Raw genomic sequence first — 18,450 nt, 5'->3', positions numbered from 1 at the left:
AACTACTGCTCAGCATTTCTTGCGAGCCCATGCGAGTGAATCAATCAGCCAGTCAGACCTGACGCAGTGGAGTCGTGCGCTCTGCCGACGACCAAGAAGTCGGTTAGTTCAATCCCATGGCGTGCCGCAAGCAGGAAGGTTCCACCGCGCGCGTCCGGTTCCCAACCGAGAGCCAGCGCGTGTTCGATGAGTCGTCGAATGTCGACCACGCTCGGGTACGATCCATCCGCATCGGCAGGCTCCCATCCCACGCCTGCGCTTTGGGAAATCAGGTCTGTCTCCAGCGCTCGGCTGTTCTTACCGGCACCCCATACCCGTACATTGATACATCGATGGCGAACTCCCTCGTCGTCTGAGATCGCGCCGATCCGCGCACGCCAGGTGAAGGCCCGTCCCCCGACGTGAAGTTTCCGTAGCCTATTTCTCATTCTCTCGAACCTACGGGAGCGCGCACGATCGCGCTCCTTCTTTTTCGCAGGTCACGCTGACACGACCCTATATTGGCACTGCCGATTACCGCGAAAGAACACGAGACAGAGAACACAACGCCATCCGCACGACCAGTTCGGCATCATTGCATCTTCGATGCGAACAACAACAACAACCCCGGCTCGATATAGCCGTACGCCGGCCGGGTCGCCTTCCTCGGCCGACCGCCACCACCAGCACCTTGGCCTGGTCTCACTCGTTCCACGTCCGGATCTCGGCTTCGCGTGCAGGAGACAGACCAGGCGTCCGCCCGATGGCACGTCGGTGGTGTTCGCCCTGAGTGAGCGTGTACGGACCGACTGCCCGATCGACCCGTTCAACTCAACGGTTTCCGCATGGCGAGAACGGGCGGGCAAGCGACCGGGGCCGGCAGCGATGCTGCGGCATGGCCCTGACGGCCACCGACGTGACGCCCTCCCACGAACTCCAGCGCGAAGCCGCGCCTGAGCTTGTGGGGATGTTGTCTGTGCCCCCGGACAGGCTCCTCCGGGATGCACATCGATCGCCCGGAAGCCACTGGTCGTGCTGCTGTGCCGACACGATCGCCTCCACCTTCTGGACGGGACCTCGTCACGGTCGTCGGCGTCGCTGTGGACAAACTGATCCGGACCCAGTCGGCGTGCTCCGACACTAGGTCGACGTCGTGGTTCTGCCGCAGGCAGGTACCCGTCGGTGGTGCGCCGGCGCAGGGCTGTGCCACCCTCGGAGTGGGAGCCGATCATGCCTAAGGGCAGGGTGGCGTGTACTCGACTATCGGGACGTATGTGCTCCAGTTCTGACTGTTCAAGGCGCCGGCGCTGTTCGCGCAGATGGTCCGGATCGCGGCCTCGACCTTCAGGTTCCAGACAGTGGCGACCCCGTTGTCGGTGGTGGCGGCCAGGGTGTGACCGTCCGGGCTGAACGCCAACACAGAGACGGGTCCGGTGGCGACGGTCAGCGGTTCACCGATCTCGGTCGGGTGGTCGGGGTCGACGACGTTCCACAACGCGATGGTGCCCACGCTCGTGTGGCCTGCGGCGGCCAGGGTTTTGCCGTCAGGGCTGAACGCGATCGACCAGAGGCTGCTGCCGGGCATCACCAGGGGCCGGCCTCTCGGGGTGAGGTGATTGAGGTCGGTGCTGTCCCAGAGGGTGATGGTGCCATTGCTGTTCCCGGTGGCCAGGGTGTGTCCGTCCGGGCTGAAGGCCACCCAGGTATGGGTTCCGGCTGGTTGAGGTAGCGGTTGACCGATGCGAACCGACGGTGCGAAAGCCGTCGTGCTCCACAGACCGACCTCGTGGGTGCTGCTGTCGCCGCCGGTGGCCAGCGTGCGACCATCAGGGCTGAACGCGATCGACACGATGGATCTCGTGTGATCCGTACGGATCTCGCCTTTGGTGGTGGGGTGCGCGGGGTCGCCGACGTCCCAGAGGGCGATACCGGAGGACTTCTCGTAGTCGTCTCCGGCCGCGGCCAGGGTATGGCCGTCGGGGCTGAACGCGAGGGAGAAGATCAGCCCGCCGGCTCCGGTGAGTGGCTCTCCGAGGCGAACGGGATGGTCAGGGTCGGCCACGTTCCACAAAGTCACCGTGCCGACGCTGTCACCGGCGGCCAAGGTACGACCGTCAGGACTGAACGCCACTGCATTGACCGCCTGGGAACTCACAGCCAGGGGCGCACCTCTGGGGGCCGGATGGCTGGGATCGGTCGTATTCCACAAACTGACGGTGCCGTTCTGGTTCCCGGCGGCCAGGGTGCGGCCATCCGGGCGGAACGCGACCGAAGCGAGGTTGCCACCCCCGCCGATCAGCTGCGTCGGCGGCAGGTTCCACAGATCCACGTTGCCGTCGGCATTCCCCGCCGCGAGAGTGCGGCTGTCAGGGCTGAACGCGACCGCCATGACCGGTAGAGCAGGACCCGCCAGCGGTTTGCCCAACGGTGCCACACGCTCCGGAGCGGTGACATTCCACAAGTGGACGGTGTGATCGGCGCTGCCCGCGGCCAGCATGTGACCGTCGGGACTGAACGCGACCGACATCACCGCTTGGGCGGGCCCGGTCAGCGGCTTGCCCAACGGGACTGGATGTTCCAGGTCAGTGAGGCTCCACAGGCGCACGGTGTTGTCTGCAACCCCGGCCGCGAGTGTGCGACCGTCGGGACTGAACGCGACCGAATTGACTCCGCTACCGACGTTCAGCAGCTCGCCTCGGGGCTTCGGGTGACTCGGGTCGATGGTGTTCCACAGCCCGATGGTGTCGGTGCCGGTGCCCGCCGTGGCACCACACGCGGCCGCGAGTGTGCGACCGTCCGGGCTGAACGCCAAGGAACGGAGATACATACAGGTCGTGAACACCTCTCCTTCCGAGGTGACGTCACTCGGGCGGGCGACATTCCACAGGCTCACGATTCCAGCGGCCCGTCCGGCGGCCAGAGTGCGGCCGTCCGGGCTGAATGCCAGCGAATTGAAGGAGCTCATGAAGTCGAAGGGACTCACGCCAACGCTCGCCGGCCGGCCCAGCAGGACCGGATGGCTGGGGCTGGTCAGGTTCCACAAATCGACGAAGCCGCCGGAGCCGGAGTTACCGACGTGGTTGGAATGGCCACCGACAGCCAGGGTACGGCCGTCCGGGCTGAACTTGACCGCCAGGACGGAGTCGACGGAAGCGTCTTCGGGAAGGGGCCCGCCCAATGTGACCGGGTGGCTGGGGTCAGAGACGTCCCAGAGCTGGACGATGTTTTTGTTGACGTAGCCGACGGCCAGCGTGTGCCCGTCCGGGCTGTAGGCCACGGTGTAGGCGGAGCCCTCGGAACCAGGCAACCGGATACCCATCGGCGTGTTCTCAGCGGTGATCAACCGGGATGTCGCCTGCGGGGTCGGGTTCATGCGGTAGGCGACCAGGGCGAGTTGCGCGGACAGCGCGGACTCGGTGGGCGCCAGCTGCAAAGACTTCGAGGTGACGGCGGCATTGACAGCTTCGTCGCGAGCCTGGATCGCGTTGGCGTTCTGCACGAACGCGACCACGGCGGCGACAGAGGCGACCACAGCGAGCACGCTGATCGCCGCGACGGCTGACCTCCGGAGCCGCTGCCCGCGACGCTGATGGCGCTGGGCGGTGGCCAGAAACTCGCGGGCCTCGGCGCTGAGGTCCTGCGTGTGCTTTTCGGCCCAGGTCTGAGCGAGCTCCAGGCGGTTGCCGCGATACAACGCGCCTGGCTCCCGCCCGGCGTCATCCCAGGCAGCGGCGGCCTCTTCGAGGTCCTGCCGGACCAGGTTGCCGTCCCGGTCCCGCTCGATCCACTCCCGCAGGCGCGGCCAGGCTTGGATCAACACCTCATGCGTGATCGCCACAGCGTCCTGATCGCGAGTCAGGAGCCTGCCGCGGGTGAAGTTGTCCAGGACGGCCTCGGTCGCCTCCGGATCCGGTGCGTGCCTGAGCAGATCGTCGTATCTGGCCCGACGACGGGTGTCGTCCGCGTCGCGTCCCACGGTGACCAGTCGCAGGAACACCCACCGTGCGATGTCGCGACTCGTCGGCGGAAGCGCGTCGAACAGCCGGTCCGCCGTATTGGCGAGAGCACGCTGGATCCCGCCGGTGACCCGATATCCGTCCACGGTCAGCCGGTGGCCGCTGCGTTGCTGCCAGGTTGCCCGTAGCGCGTGTGCCAGCAGTGGCAACCGACCGGCGGCGCCCGCGCCTGCCAGGCCTCCGACCGCTCCGAGGTCGGTCAGCAACACTTCGACCAAGCCGTCTTCGACCTCGAGCTTCACGTCCGCGGCGGGAAGGCGGATCGCCTCCTTGAGTTCGCTCTCGGTCATCGGGCCCAGCACCACCGGTCCGGCCTGCAGCGCCGCCCGAAGCTGTGGATAAGGCGTGCAGGCGGCGTAGAAGTCCGCACGCACGCTCAGCACCACCGCGGTATCGCCCGCGGGCTTGGCCAGGTGGTCCAATACCTCGACGAACCACTCGCGCTCGGCCTCATCGGCGCACGCCGTGAAGACCTCCTCGAACTGGTCCACCACCACGATCAGACCAGTCTCGGGACGCTCCCCGGCCTTCGACGCGGCGTCGGAACCGGTCATCCTGCGCAAATCCAGCGAACACCGCGCTGGATCGGACCGCCAGGTCTCGGCCTGGCGGCGGGCATCGTCGGCATCAGCTCCGGCGGCGACGGCCAGCGCCAGGGCGGGGGACGCCGTCGGGGTGAGCAGCAACCGTGGCCACTCGCTCGATCCCTTCACCGGCAACCGGCCTCCACGCAGCGCCGGGAGCACGCCGGCCGCGAGGAGCGAGGATTTCCCCGCCCCGGACGGACCGATCAGCATCAGCGGACCGCCCTCGTGTATCCGGGCGTCCATCCGCTCCAAGACGGTGTGGATCATCTGGTCCCGGCCGTAGAACCAGTCCTGTTGTTCCTCGCCGAACGACATCAACCCTGGATACGGACACAGCATCGCGCGAGCTTCCGGACCAGGCCAGGTGCGGCGCGGCCCGTCGGGCTTGTTGATGATGGTCAAATCCCGGCCCGCCAGGTTGGCGTCTCCCCCGCCCGTGACGGACGCCTCCAGCTTGATCGACTGCCGGAACGGGTGTCCGCTGGATCGAGTGCGGTCGTCCGGCTCGGTCACTCGGCCCCGCCCTTGGCGATCGTCATGTCCCTGCCCGCCATATAGGCGTCGCCGCCGCCGGAGACTCTCGCCTTCAGCGTCACCGAGGCTGCGGTCTGCTGCCCCGCTGATCCCGCATCACGTGACCTCTCGAACAACAGCGTACGAATCTCGTCGGCAGCCTCCGGTCGCTCCGCGATCAGCCTGGCGAGACGTGCCCGCCACTCGGCGACCAGCAGGCCCTGGAGTTCCATGCTGTCACCGGCCTTTGTGGCCCGCACCAGATCGGCGCGAGCCTCGGTCAGTTCGGCTTCGACGGGCTCACGATGCGAATGCCGCCACAAGGACAGGACCGAGGCCTTGATCGCGGCCCAGCCGTCCGTGGCCAACAGATCGATCAAATGCTCGGCGGCGGCCGATGCCAGTTCCCCAGCCATATCCGAAATATCCACACTTTCCTCCCCGTCGCCGTCCTATTTTCCGTGGGCGGAGATCGCGGTCAAGGTCAGATTCGAGGCGATGAACACGTGGTCACCACCCACGGTCCACTTGAACCCGAGATCGGGCTGCCCTGGGTCGTTGTACTTCCACCGGGCCTTGCCTGTGGCCGCGTCGATGGCCCAAAGGGTCTTGGCCGTGTCGGTGACGAACACGGTGTCGGCCGAGCACTGCGCGCTCTTGCCGGTGGTTCTGAGTGAGGCGTTGAACATGTTGGACCCGCCGATGCGGCTGGCTCCGGTGAGCTTCGCTACCCACTTGAGAGCCCCGTCGGCGGAACCGAGGGCAACGAGGTCGCTGCCCACCGGCACGTAGATCGTCGTGCCGTCCAAGCTCGCGGTCAGGCTGCCGATCCGGACCTGGTCACCGCTATTCGCCTCGAACGGCTGATGCCACTTCTCCACACCGGTCGCCGCGTCGACGGCGAAGAGTGTGTCGCCGGAATTACCGGCGAAAAAGAAGAGCCCAGCGGCGTAGCACGTCAACGGCCAGCCGGTACTGAAGTAATACGCGGCTTTCGGAATGGCTGTCTTCCAGCCACGGGCCCCCTGCTTGCCGGCGTCGATCATCTGGACCTGGCCCGCCTGGCCTCTCGGGACGCTCGACGCCGCGAGCAGGTGCGAGCCCGAGGGCGGCACCAGCACATTGTTGATATCCGTACCTTCGACCCGCCACAGTCCCTTGCCGGTCGCGCCGTCGAACGCCCGGATGTAACCGGTCGTCTCTTCCGAGGTCGAGGACGCCCGGGATTGCACCTGCCCACACACGTACACGGTGTTGCCATTGGCCGCGACATATCTCGCGCGGTAGGTCGAGGCACTGCCGGCATCGGCCATGGCCATCGACGTCGCCCACTTCGCGTCCCCAGTGGTCCCGTCGACCGCGGCCACCGTGTGGCGCCCACCCGGCAGGTCGCAGAGATAGTAGAAGACCCCACCCGCGTACGTTGTCGGGGACCAATCGTTCGACCCGTACATGCTGGTGGAGTTCAGCGCGCGCAGCGCGGGCTTCCCCGTCGAGGCGTCCACGAAGGCCGTGGTCTTGTCCGTGACGATCATGACCACCTTGTCGGAGGCCTCAAGATACCTCGGGGCGCTGCCCCCGGCGGTCGTCCATGCCTTGGTCGCATCCGGTGCGTCCAGGATGATCGGAATCGGTTCGCCTGTCGACGACGTCGCCGGTGAAGGCGTCCGCGCCGAGGGGCCGGCGGGCGTCGGTGACCGGTCCTCGGAGGAGAACGCCACGGTTGCGGCGGCCGCGCCACCGATCAGGAGCGCGCCTCCAGTCAGACCAAGGATCATATGTCGACGGCTGATCTTGCCGCCGACCGTTCTCGACTGCGTTGCCGCGGCGAGTGCCTCGATGTCGGCAGCCAGCTCCGCCGGCAGCCAGTTTCCTGAAGGGAGCGGCAGATCCTGGCGGTCGAGATAGTCAACGACCTGCTCGGCGGTGGGCCGTCTCGAGGGATCCGGGTCCATACAGCCGCCGATCACCTCGCGCAGCGACGTCGGCAGCGCGCTGGTGACCGTGTCCAGCTCGGCGACCCGGACACGCTCAAGCTCACTTCCCGAGGCCGCGAACAGCACCGTTGCGCCCAGATCGAACATGTCGTCCATCGGTGACCCGGCGTCGACAGTGCCGAATGCGGAAATACAAGGTCCGTTTACCGTCAGCAGCACCGAGTCCGGCCCTACATCGGAGTGGATCAATCCATCCGCATGAATTCGGATCATCGCCTGGGCGAGCCCTGCGACGACCTTCCGCAGGGCCGGTTCCGCCAGCCGGCCGTATCGGTTCACCGCCCGCCGAAGCGGCAATCCCCGGACGAACGCGGTCGCCGACCAAGGGGGCTGCGCGTCCGGGTCAGCATCCACCATCGGCACGATGAAGTCCCCGGATACCGCCCGGGCCGCCTCGACACCGGCCCGGAACCGCTCCCGGAACTCCGGAGCCTCGGCCACTTCAGGCTTGACCACGGTGACCAGTACGACACGCCCGCCAACCGAGCGCCCCACGAAGATCTCTCCCGCACCGGCCGTGCCCCATTTTCCGATCAGTGAATACGGCCCAGCCTGCTGAAGATCGCCCGCTTTGAGATCGTCCACCGTCCCCACCCCTAAGCCAGCCTGATCGTCTGATCGCGCGCCGCCTGGTACGCACTGCCACCACCGGACACATGCGCTGTCATGGTCACCGCCGATTCGGCGGCGGCTGCCGTGCCGACTGCCGACCCACACCCGATATCAGGCAGCAGAGTCCCGACGGCAGTACACAGTCGGTCAAGCTCCTCCGCGAGGTGAGTCTCCGGAACACGGAGAAACTGCAGCCGCCCGAGCTCTGCGATCTCAAGTGGCAACGCCGATGCCTCGGGCAGCATCGTCCCGTCACCCAGGAGGACAGGGACGACGCGGTTTCCCGCCTTGAGAGCAGTCGCGATCTCCACGCGGACCCAATCATGGGTCCGGTCGAGGAGCCGCGCGCCGTCGTCGCCACAGGCGTCGAGCCATGACGTGCCGATGAGCACGAGCATCAGCTCGCACTCGGCGGCCTGGCGCCGCAGGATCTCGGCGAAATCGGCACCCGCCGGGATCGACTCGCCCGACTTGAAGAACTCGCCCTCCCCGAACCTGTCGGCCAAGGCTTGATAGACGCGGTCTCTCATCCAGCGCGAGTCCGCTTTGCGGAAGTTGAGGAACACACGGGGCATAATCGCCCCACCCCCTTTAGGCCACCCACCCTGACAAAGGTTTTCGGAGATACCGTATCGGCCGAACGCAGGGTTGGACCTCTATCCGGCTATTCAACCTGATCCGAATAGCGATCGGGCGTCCTTCAGCGTTTTGTTTCCACCCGCGCCACCGCCTACCCTGGCTGGCATGGGCGACTTCGGCGTCGAGCTGGCAAGGCTTCGAGCACGGCGGGGGTGGACCGTACGTGAGCTCGCTCGGCGCGCGAATGTTTCCGAGGGTCAGATCTGTAATCTGGAGAGCGGGCGCCGTAACCCGACGTCCGCAGCAGCCGCGGCATGCGACGCGGCGCTCGGCGCCGCTGGCACACTGATCGGACTCGTCGAAACCGCTCGTCGCAGCGCACCGTCCGACAGCCCCGTCGAGCTCGACCCGCTCATCGCCGGATACCAGCGGATCCTGGAGGAGCTGAAGGACATCGGCAGGTCCGCCGGTCCTCGATTCGTGGACACCTCGCTGCGGTCCATCGCGCGAATCCTGACCGAGACCACCGCTCGGGCCGATGCTGACGGGCGCGATGAAATCTGGCTGCTGGCATCGAGATTCGCCGAATACACGGGGTGGATGAAGCAGGAGGCAGGGGACTCCGCCGGGGCGTTGCACTGGACCGAACTCGCGGTTCGCTGGGGCGCGAATGGCGGAGACGAGACGATGGCCGCTTACGCTCTCGTCCGCAAAGCGTTCATTGCCGAGCACCGCGGCGATGCTGCCACCGCGATCAGGCTGGCCTGCCAGGCATCAGGCCATCACGCCTCCACGCCACTGATACGCGCCCACGCAGCGCGGCGCGAAGCCCAGTACCACGCGTTCATCGGCGACTACGGGGCCTGTCAAGAAGCCTTGGAGCGCTCGCGAGACCACGCCCAGCAGGACAACAAGCACGAGGCCCGCTGGGGCCCACGCATCGAGAACGGAAACCCACGCCTCATCGAAGCGTCATGCATGATCAGCCTCCGGCGTTTCGAACACGCCGCCGACCTCTTCGCCATCGAACTCGAGCGCCACCCCACGTACCCACACAACAGCAACTCCCGCACCCGCTTCACGGTCCGGCAGGCCACTGCCATGGCCGGCATCAATCACCTCGATCAGGCGTGCCATGTCATCGAGGAACTCCTGCCCACGATCCGAAGACTGGACTCCGCCACCATCCGGGCAGACCTGGGCCGCTTCGTGGGCCAGGCGCGGACTAAAAAGATCACACCTGGCCAGCAGAACCTCGTCGAAACCGCGGCAGCCGTCGTGCACGAACAGCGTCCGGCTCGGACGTCAGTATGAGCACCTGCCCGACTCGATCCACGTCCATCGGCGATACCGCTTCTCAGCAAAGCTGCGCAGGTGGGAACGAACGTGCATCCGAGACGGGGTGACACTTTCAGGATGCACATCGATCGATAATTCGTAACGATCTCGATTCCCCGAAAGGCCGCACATCACCCACGGACCCACCTCAACAGCGACCACCGAGGTGGGCCGTGGGGGTCCGGTAGGTCTCGGGTCCGGCTACCGCGGCGATCGACGCCAGGACAGCGATTCCGACGCAAATCCAGACCGAAGGGAGCCAGGTGCTCGCTCCCGTGCTGATCGCTTGCGCGAGGGCCGGGGCGAAGCCGGACGCCAGCAGTCCGAGCATCAGCCCCACCGCCATTCCGGTGTAGCGGACCTGGGCCGGGAACTGTTCCGGATAGTAGGCGGCGCCCACACCGACCGGCATGATGTAGAAGACGCTGATCCCGACGACTCCGGCGACGAACACGAGCGTGATGTTCCCGGCGTCGATCGCGCTGAACAACACGAACAAGGACACGCTGGAACCAAGCGCGCCGAGCACGAACACCGGCTTCCGCCCGATCCGGTCCGACAGCCACCCCGCCAGCGGGGCCACCACCACCGCACCGAGGTTTCCCAGCGACACCACGGCCAGCATCACCGGCTTGGGCACGTCCGCCGCGCCAGTCGCGTAGGTCAGCGCGAAGACGTTGAAGATCGTTCCGACGACGTTGATCCCGCTGCACACCGCCACCCGCAGGGTAGTCACCCAGTGCTCGCGCAGGAGGGTCATGATGGGCAAGGGGGCGCGCTCGTCACGCTGCCGCATCCCGGTGAACACCTCCGGTTCCTCGAGCTTGCGCCGGAGCAGATACGCGATGAGCGTCAACGGCCCGCTGAGCAGGAACGGCAGCCTCCAGCCCCAAGACAGCAACTGTTCCTGGGGTAAGGCCGCGACCGGCACGAACACGAGGCTGCCCAGCGCCATCCCCAGTTGCATCCCGCTCATGGAGAAACCGGCGTAGAACGCGCGCTTGCCGTCCGGCGCGTGTTCCACGGTCAGTGAACTCGATCCCGGTGACTCCCCGCCCGCCGACAACCCCTGCACCAGCCGGAGCACGACCAGCAGGATCGGCGCCGCGACACCGATCGTCGCGTACGACGGCAGCAATCCGATCGCGAAGGTGGCGACGCCCATCAACCCGATCGTGAGGACCAGCGCCGTCCGTCGCCCCAGCTTGTCGCCGACGTGTCCCCACAGCACGGCGCCGAAGGGCCGCGCGATGTAGGCGACGCCGAACGTGCCGATCGACAGCAGCGTGCCCGCTCCGCCACTGGCCGGGAAGAAGACCTTGGTGAAGACCAGCGCGGCGGCCGAGCCGTAGATCAGGAAGTCGTAGTACTCCAACGCGCTGCCGAAGAACCCGGAAACCGCGGCGCGGCGCGCGTTCCTGGCTCTCTCCACCGCGGTCGTGCCGGAAACGATCGTGGACATTCGTGGCTCCTACGGGGATCAGAGGGTGATGGGATCGAGGCGGATGGTGCGGGGACCATCCGTCGAGTCGAAGGTGACCGCGTACAACCCGTCCGGGCCACCGTTGTAGGTGATCTCGACGCCCAGGTCCGCCGGCTCGGCGACCTCGCCGAGCCAGGACCGGAGGTCCGCCTCGGTACCTCCGATCTCGATCGAGACGACGCCGGTGCCCCGCACGTCGCCGGTGCCGGGCTGGCACGGGAGCAGGCTGGAGTGCTCCGTCAGGTCCGGGACGTAGTAGATGTTGGGTTTGCCGAGCCGCCACGAGTTCCGGAAGTCCGGTGCGTGCACCGACGGTGCGGTGCCCTGCGCCGCGACCATCCGGACCTTGCCGCCGTCGATGTCCTCCGTCGGCGCGATCCCGTGGTGCCGGGCGAAGGCGGCGATCTCGTCGAGGTCGTCGCTGCGCAGGCATAGCCCGGCGAAGCAGTCCCCGTTCGCGGTCTGGCGTTCCAGCTCCAGCGCCATCGGGGAACGCCTGGTGATCATCCGGTGTTCGACGATGCTCTCGACCTCGATGTAGACGTAACCGCCGAGGGAAAGCACCTTTTGGCCGAGTCCCAGTCCGGGAAAGTAGCCGCCGTCGGCGCTACCGAGTCCGGTGGCCCGGCTGAGGTCGGCGGTCGTCCGGTAGAGGTTGTCCGACCAGACGGCGATGTGATCCAGGCTGATCACGGCGTGCTCCTGTCATTTCGTCAAGTCCACTGTGGATGGTGCGGGCACGGCCCGGCTGTACTGCCAGGGATAGCTCTCCGTCAGCCGCCGCGGCGCCAGCCGCGCCATCGCCCGCAACGGCCACGACGGGTCGCGCAGCGCTTCGCGGGCGAGCAGCACGACGTCGGCGTCACCATCGCCGACGATCGCTTCGGCCTGTTCCGGATCGGTGATCAGCCCGACCGCGGACACCGCTACGCCGGGTACGGCGGCGCGGACGCGGCGCGCGAACGGCACCTGGTAGCCGGGACCCACCGGGATCCGCTGATCGGGATCGAGGCCGCCGGTGGTGACGTCGAGCAGGTCCGCTCCGCGTCCGGCCAGCCGTACCGCGAGCTCGATCGATTCCTCCGGGGTCCAGCCGCCGTCCACCCAGTCGGTGCCCGGGATCCGCACCAGCAGCGGCCGGTCGTCCGGCCAGGCCGCACGGACGGCGTCGACCACCCGCACCAGCAGGCGGATCCGGTTCTCGAACGGGCCGCCGTAGGTGTCGGTGCGGTGGTTGGCCCGCGGGGAAAGGAATTGGTGCAGGAGGTAGCCGTGTCCGGCGTGGATCTCGACGACGTCGAATCCGGCCTCCACCGCGCGTTCGGTAGCACTGGCGAAGTCGGCGACTATCCGGTCCAGCTCGGTGGTTGACGCCGCGACCGGTGTGGCGAACCCGCGGTACGCCGTGGCGGATGGGGCGAGCGCGGGCCAGCCGCCCTGCTCGGGCGGCAGCGATCCTCGTCCGTGGCCGGGCACCATGGTCGAGGCCTTGCGCCCGGCGTGCCCGAGCTGGACTCCGATCGCGGTGCCGTGGGCGTGTGCGAAATCGGTGATCCGTCGCCAGCCGTCGACCTGCTCCGCCGACCACAGTCCGACGTCCGCCGCGCTGATCCGTCCCTGCGGGGACACCGCTGTCGATTCGGTCAGCACCAGTCCGAACCCGCCGGTGATCCGGGCGCCGAGGTGTACCAGGTGCCAGTCGGTGGGGACGCCGTCGGCACCGGCACTGTACTGGCACATCGGCGACAACCAGGCGCGGTTCGGCAGCTCGAGCCCGCGCAGCCGCAGCGGTTCGAACAGCGCGCTCACGACTGCGATCCGAGGAAGGCGCGGGCGTTCGCGCCCAAGGTCGCGGTGTCCAAGCCGCCGCTGGTGGCGAAGCCGACCGGGTCACGCTGGGCCATGTCGAACGGATAGTCGCTGCCGCAGACGATCGCGTCCTTCCCGGCGTGCTCGGTGAGCAGCCCGAGCAGCCCCGGATCGTGTGTGACGGTGTCGAACCACAGGTCGCGTACCGCCTCGCCGGGTGGCCTGGCGGAGTCGCGGCGGACGTCTGGCCGGGTGCGCCAGCCGTGGTCCCAGCGACCGATCAGTCCCGGTGTGCAGCCGCCGCCATGGACGAAGCAGATCCTCAGTCCCGGCAAGGCGTCGAGTACCCCACCGAGGAGCAGCGAAGCCACCGCGGTCGCCGTTTCCACCGGGTTTCCGATCAGGTTGGCCAGGTAGTGGCCGCTCCACTCGGGCCGTGGCAACTGCATCGGGTGCACCAGCACGGAAAGCCCGAGCCGGGCGCACTCGCCGAGCACGTGCCGCAGAACCCCGCCGTCCAGTGACTCACCGCCGAGCAGCGGCGGGATCGCGACTCCGGCGATCCCGGGGATCGACACCAGTCGCTCCAGCCTCGTGGTGGCCGACGCGGCATCGTCCAAGGGAACCAGCCCTAGCCCGAGCAACGCGCCGGCGGAGTCGGCGACGACCGCCCCGAGTGCGTCGTTGAAAGCATCGACGTACTCCGGGGCGGGACCCGCCACCGGAAAGGCGAATGGTGGCGCGGAAAGCACTCGGACCGCGATCCCGGCTTCGGCCATGTCGGCCCGGATCGCCGGGACGTCGCTCATCGCCCGGGTGGCGATCGACAGGGGCACCTCACCCAGATGCAGCTGCCCGTCACGGTCTCGCAGCGGCCCGTACGGCGCGCCCGGCGGCAGCCCGAAAAGCTCCTCGGGCAGCCAGTGGGCGTGCACGTCGACCGGTCCCGCGGCGTTCATCGCCGGTCCAGCGGGAGCGGCGTGTTGGCGCTGTCGAGGTGCTCGACGGTGGTGAAGACCAGCTCTGTGTCGCCGATGTTCTCGATGTCGTGCAACAGATACTGCCCTTTCGTGAAGGTGAAGTGCCGGGTCTCGCCTGCTTCGTAGGAGACTTCGCGGGTGGTGCCGTCGCTGGTGTGCTGGCGGCTGCGCCCGGCGTTGACGGCGGTCCAGAAGTAGTCCAGGACGTGCCGGTGGGCGTGCCATCGTTCGCCCGGTGAGAGCCGGATCTCCCAGACCCGGACGCGGTCGTTCGCGCTGAGCAGCCGCGAACCGACCTCTCCGTCGTGTGCGTGGGCTTCGAATTCGGCGCGCAACCCGGGGCTCCAGCCCTCGAAGTCGGTGCCGACCAGATCGCCGGCCAGCGGCAGGTCGGACAGGAATCCGGTGTCGGTCATCTCAGGGTTTCCCTTCGGGTCGGTGTGCTCAGCGGACGGGGCCGTAAAGCCCGAAGCGCAGCTCCGGGTCGCCGGGCGTCCAGGTGTTGTGGAACTGCGAGCGCTCCCCCATTTCCTTCACCCGCGCCAAGAGACGGGCGCCGAGTTCGAGTTGCCCGGGCTCCCATTTCCGCAGCGCGGCGGGAATGTCGCCGTCGGCCGCGGTCAGCGCGTCCGCCAGTGCCCAGGCGTCGGCGGCGGCTTTGGCGGTGCCGGCGGCGGCATGGGGGCGGGCGGCGGAGGCGGCGTCGCCGAGCAGGGCGATCCGGCCGTCGGCCATTTTCGCCGACCGGACGTCGGAGACCACCTGGACGTAGGGCTGCTCGGTGGCGGTGACGACCTCGGCCGCCGCCGGGGCGAGCAGTTCCGCGGCGGTCGCGCGCATCTCGTCGACGTACCGGTCCTGGACCTGGCCCGGATGCAGCGAAACGGCGCCGGTGAAGCCGCGTTTGTCGATCAGCATCTCGGCCAGCTCGGCGCCGGCGGGAACGTTGCGGTACCAGACGTAGTTCACCAGCCGGTCCTTCGGGCCGGTGCCGGTCTCACCGGGGATCGGGTACAGCGTGATGTGCGAATGCGGGACGACGCTGTAGGAGATCGCGTTCCCCAGCACTGCCCTGGTCCCGCCGGGCAGCAGGTGCTCGGGCACAGTGCCGCGCCAGCCGACGTAGCCGGAGTACTCCAGCTCGGCGTCCTGGTCGAGCGCCCGCCTGCCGATCGAAGTGATCCCGTCGGCGAACACCACCAGTTCGGCCTGCGCCTGTTTGCCGCTGACGAAGCGGACGGTCGCGTGGTCGGCTTCCTGGGAAACACCGCAGGCGAACTCGCCGAGGTGGTAGTGCTCGGTGCCGAAGTCGGCGAGCAGCGCGCGGTAGAAGGTGCCCCAGGAGGTATAGGTCCATCGGCGCCGTTCGCGGTGCAGGATCTCGTTGTCCGGCCCCAGATACTGGACGTATTCGGTGGCGGTGGACAACGCCTCGGGGTGTTGCTCGCTGCGCTCGGCGAACCAGCGGACGGTGTCGGGCTGCAGGACGATGCCGCCGCCGCGGCCGTCGAGCGGGGTCGGGGTGCGCTCGTAGACGTCGACCGCGAAACCGAGGTCTCGCAACAACAACGCGGTGGTGAGCCCGCCGATCGAGCCACCGATCACGGCGGCGCGGGCGTGGGTGTACTGGGGCATCAGAGATTCTCCTCGGAACGGGCCGCGGTCCCCGGGGCGGGAACCGGGACGGGGTCCGGATCGGACGGAAGGGGCAGGCCGCGCGTCTCGGGTGCGAAGAGCAGGCCGATGGCGCCGAGCAGGCCGATCGCGACGACGCAGCTGGTCGCCAGGCCGAGATCGCCGCCGAACCACGAAACGGCGATCACTCCGGCGACCAGCGGGCCTGCCGCGGTGAGATAGCGGCCGATTCCGTTGTACAGCGCCATTCCGGTGGCCCGGACCGACGGGGGGAACAGCTCCGGCCCGTAGACCAGGATCCCGGAAAGCGCGCCGTAGAGGCCGAATCCGGCGATCGGGATGATCACCAGGAAGGCTCCCCAGCCGGGCCGGAACGGGAAGAGGAACGCCACGCTCACCGCGGAGATCGCGAAACTGGTGAGGAACGCTCGGCGACGGCCGATCGCGTCGGCGAGGAAGCCCCAGGTGGCGTAACCTGCGACACCTCCGGCGTTGAACAGCATGGAGGCGAGCGCGACACGGGAGTTCGCCACGTCCGGGCCCAGCTGCGCGGCCGCGGTGGCCTGCCGGATCACTTGCGGATACCAGGACGAGACACTCCAGAACGAGACCAGTGAGCCGGTTGCCAAAGCGGTGCCGATCAGCGTGGGCCGCAGCAACGGCGGGGTGAGCAACCTGGCCAGTACGAATCGATCCTGTTCGGTGCGACGGCCACTGACCCGGCGGGCGCGGCGGGCGGCGATCGTGCCGCGGATCTCGGGCGGCTCCGGTACGTGCCGCCGGAGGAAGTACACGAGCAGCGCCGGGAGGACGGCGATGCCCATCATCAGCCGCCAGCCGTAGGCGCCGAGAATGGCATAGGACAGTGCGGCGAGGAAGAACCCGAGTGCGTAGCCGGACATCATCACGCCGCAGGCGCGAGCCCGGTAGCGGTTACGCCACACCTCGGCGACGAGGGCGGCGCCGACCGGCGCCTCGACTCCGGAACCCAGACCGGCGATGAAACGCAGCACACCCAGCTGCCACCAGGTGTCCGCGAACGCCGCCAACGCGGTGAACACCGCGTAGGTCACGATGCCCGCGGACAACACCCGGACGCGGCCGAAGTAGTCGGCCAGGATTCCGAACAGGATTCCGCCGGTGCCCCAGCCGAACAGGAAGAGCGCGACGGTCAGGCCGCCGTAGAGGCCGATGGAGCCGGAATCCGGCAGGATTCCGCTGTGCGGCAGCAATTCGGTCATCGCCGGGCCGAGGATCAGCGCGTACAGGCTGCCCGCGAACCCGTCCAGCGCCCAGCCCAGCGTGGTGCCTGCCAGGACGAGCCATTGAGTGCGGGTGATCTCGGTACGCCAGTTCCCCGGCGCGGGGGTGGGGGGATTCGACATGAACGGCTCCTTTGCCGGAGGTCGAACGTGCTCGGGAGGGTCAGTTGAGGCGGCCGGGGGTGTCGGAGCCGTACCAGTCGACGTCGTCGTCCGCTGTGCGCACGACGACGGTCTTGAGCCAGGTGAAGTCGTCGAAGGACTCGATGCCGGCGTCGCGGCCGGTCCCGGATTCCTTGATGCCGCCCCAGGGCAGCGACGGTTCGAGCCGGTGGTGGTCGTTCACCCAGACCATTCCCGCCTGGATCCGATCGGCCACGCGGTGCCCGCGGGCGAGGTCACGGGTCCAGACCCCAGCGCCGAGGCCGAACCGGTTGTCGTTGGCCTTGGCGATCGCGTCGGCTTCGTCGTCGAAAGGGACGACGACGGCGACCGGGCCGAAGATCTCTTCACGCGCCACCCGCATGTCCATCGTGGCGTCCGCGAGCACGGTGGGGCGGACGAAGAATCCGCGATCGAGCGGGGCGGGCAGCTCCGGGACGCCGCCGCCCGCCACGACCCGTACTCCTTCGGCGCGGCCTGCCTCGATCAGAGCGAGCACCTTGTCGCGTTGCGCCGCACTGACCAGCGGGCCGATCTGGGTGGCCGGATCCGACGGGTCGCCGATCCGGATCGCCTCGGCCCGGCGGCCGAGCGCGGCGACGAAACGGTCGTAGTTCGCGCGGTGCACCAGGAACCGCGACCCGGCCACACAGGACTGCCCCGCCGCGACGAACGCGGCGAACGCGGCGCCTTCGGCGGCGACGGAAGGGTCGATGTCGTCGAAGACGACGATCGGGGTCTTGCCACCCAGTTCGGCGGTCACCCGGGCGAACCGATGCGCGGTCGCGACGGCCGCCGCCCGCCCGGCCTCGGTACCGCCGGTCAACGTGATCTTGGCGATGTCCGGATGACCGGTGAGCCGCTCACCGACCTCGCGGCCACCGGTCACCACGTTCACCACACCGTCGGGGATCCCTGCCTTCGTGAGCAGTTCAGCGAAGGCCAGAGTGGACAGTGGGGTGGTCTCGGACGGCTTCACCACCACGGTGTTTCCGGTGGCCAGTGCCGCGGACAGGCTGCGGGCCAGGATGAGCAACGGGTGATTGAACGGGGTGATGATGCCGCAGACACCGAGCGGGGACCGCCGCTGGTAGGTCAGGTACGGGCCATCGGAGGGCAGCACCGCGTCCCGCTGCGCGGCGAGCAGTCCCGCGTTGTAGCGGAACCACTCCGGCACCCGGGACAGCTGGGCGCGGGTCTCGGTGACCGGACGGCCGTTGTTGCGGGTCTCGAGCCGGTAGAGGTCGTCCGCGGCCTCCTCGATGACGTCCGCTGCGCGCAGCAGCAACCTCCCCCGCGCGGTGCGGGTCAGCGCGGGCCATGCGCCGTCGAGGAACGCAGCGCGGGCCCTGGCGACGGCCGCGTCGACTTCGGCGAGCGAGCTGTCGGCGACGGCGCGGATGACGGCACCGGTGGCGGGGTCGATCACCGGGCGGCCGTCACCGGCGGCCTCGGGCGAGTGGGTAGGGGACGTGGCGGTCGTCGTCGACATTCCGGC

At 68.2% G+C, this 18,450-nt stretch carries 13 protein-coding genes; 1 reads left to right on the top strand and 12 read right to left on the bottom strand.

Annotated elements, in window-relative coordinates; translation table 11 throughout:
* Positions 1–1,213: 1,213 nt before the first annotated feature.
* Genes ACIBTM_RS27725 through ACIBTM_RS27710 form a run of 4 tightly spaced genes read right to left on the bottom strand, consistent with a single transcriptional unit; the run spans position 1,214 to position 8,270 of the window.
* Positions 1,214–5,095 carry an AAA family ATPase gene (locus ACIBTM_RS27725; RefSeq protein WP_395880072.1) on the bottom strand — a complete coding sequence of 1,294 codons (3,882 nt, stop codon included), beginning with the start codon at positions 5,093–5,095 and terminating at the stop codon, positions 1,214–1,216.
* On the bottom strand, positions 5,092–5,511 hold the full coding sequence (locus tag ACIBTM_RS27720) for a hypothetical protein (RefSeq protein WP_395880071.1): 420 nt from the start codon (positions 5,509–5,511) through the stop codon (positions 5,092–5,094). Before ACIBTM_RS27720 ends, ACIBTM_RS27725 begins: the two co-directional genes overlap by 4 nt.
* A 36-nt stretch (positions 5,512–5,547) precedes the next feature.
* Entirely contained in the window at positions 5,548–7,677 is a 2,130-nt protein-coding gene (locus ACIBTM_RS27715; protein ID WP_395880070.1) for a PQQ-binding-like beta-propeller repeat protein, read from the bottom strand.
* Between the two features lie 11 nt (positions 7,678–7,688).
* On the bottom strand, positions 7,689–8,270 hold the full coding sequence (locus ACIBTM_RS27710; protein WP_395880069.1) for a TIR domain-containing protein: 582 nt from the start codon (positions 8,268–8,270) through the stop codon (positions 7,689–7,691).
* Positions 8,271–8,448: 178 nt separating this feature from the next.
* Here ACIBTM_RS27710 and ACIBTM_RS27705 point away from each other — a divergent pair, with 178 nt between their 5' ends.
* On the top strand, positions 8,449–9,597 hold the full coding sequence (locus ACIBTM_RS27705) for a helix-turn-helix domain-containing protein (protein WP_395880068.1): 1,149 nt from the start codon (positions 8,449–8,451) through the stop codon (positions 9,595–9,597).
* A gap of 172 nt (positions 9,598–9,769) precedes the next feature.
* On the opposite strand, the gene ACIBTM_RS27700 is transcribed toward ACIBTM_RS27705, so the two are convergent.
* The 8 genes from ACIBTM_RS27700 to ACIBTM_RS27665 are packed head-to-tail and all read right to left on the bottom strand — an operon-like array spanning position 9,770 to position 18,444.
* Complete coding sequence (locus tag ACIBTM_RS27700; protein ID WP_395880067.1) at positions 9,770–11,083, bottom strand: MFS transporter; 1,314 nt, start codon at positions 11,081–11,083, stop codon at positions 9,770–9,772.
* A gap of 18 nt (positions 11,084–11,101) precedes the next feature.
* Positions 11,102–11,797, bottom strand: a complete 696-nt coding sequence (locus ACIBTM_RS27695; RefSeq protein ID WP_395880066.1) for a VOC family protein — start codon at positions 11,795–11,797, stop codon at positions 11,102–11,104.
* 12 nt (positions 11,798–11,809) lie between these two features.
* Positions 11,810–12,913, bottom strand: a complete 1,104-nt coding sequence (locus ACIBTM_RS27690; RefSeq protein WP_395880065.1) for an NADH:flavin oxidoreductase/NADH oxidase — start codon at positions 12,911–12,913, stop codon at positions 11,810–11,812.
* Positions 12,910–13,872 carry an amidohydrolase family protein gene (locus tag ACIBTM_RS27685; RefSeq protein ID WP_395880064.1) on the bottom strand — a complete coding sequence of 321 codons (963 nt, stop codon included), beginning with the start codon at positions 13,870–13,872 and terminating at the stop codon, positions 12,910–12,912. The genes ACIBTM_RS27690 and ACIBTM_RS27685 overlap by 4 nt, the downstream gene beginning before the upstream one ends.
* Entirely contained in the window at positions 13,869–14,309 is a 441-nt protein-coding gene (locus ACIBTM_RS27680) for a hypothetical protein (RefSeq protein ID WP_395880063.1), read from the bottom strand. The genes ACIBTM_RS27685 and ACIBTM_RS27680 overlap by 4 nt, the downstream gene beginning before the upstream one ends.
* A 28-nt stretch (positions 14,310–14,337) precedes the next feature.
* Entirely contained in the window at positions 14,338–15,528 is a 1,191-nt protein-coding gene (locus ACIBTM_RS27675) for an FAD-dependent monooxygenase (RefSeq protein ID WP_395880062.1), read from the bottom strand.
* Positions 15,528–16,913: an MFS transporter gene (locus tag ACIBTM_RS27670; RefSeq protein ID WP_395880061.1), complete on the bottom strand. Its 1,386-nt coding sequence runs from the start codon at positions 16,911–16,913 to the stop codon at positions 15,528–15,530. Before ACIBTM_RS27670 ends, ACIBTM_RS27675 begins: the two co-directional genes overlap by 1 nt.
* A 40-nt stretch (positions 16,914–16,953) precedes the next feature.
* Complete coding sequence (locus ACIBTM_RS27665; RefSeq protein ID WP_395880060.1) at positions 16,954–18,444, bottom strand: aldehyde dehydrogenase family protein; 1,491 nt, start codon at positions 18,442–18,444, stop codon at positions 16,954–16,956.
* Between the last annotated feature and the right edge of the window lie 6 nt (positions 18,445–18,450).

The sequence above is a fragment of the Amycolatopsis sp. NPDC049868 genome, from assembly GCF_044461365.1.
GTDB lineage: Bacteria > Actinomycetota > Actinomycetes > Mycobacteriales > Pseudonocardiaceae > Amycolatopsis.
Note: the sequence above shows the minus strand (reverse complement) of the source record. Positions and strands in the feature narration are given on the sequence as shown.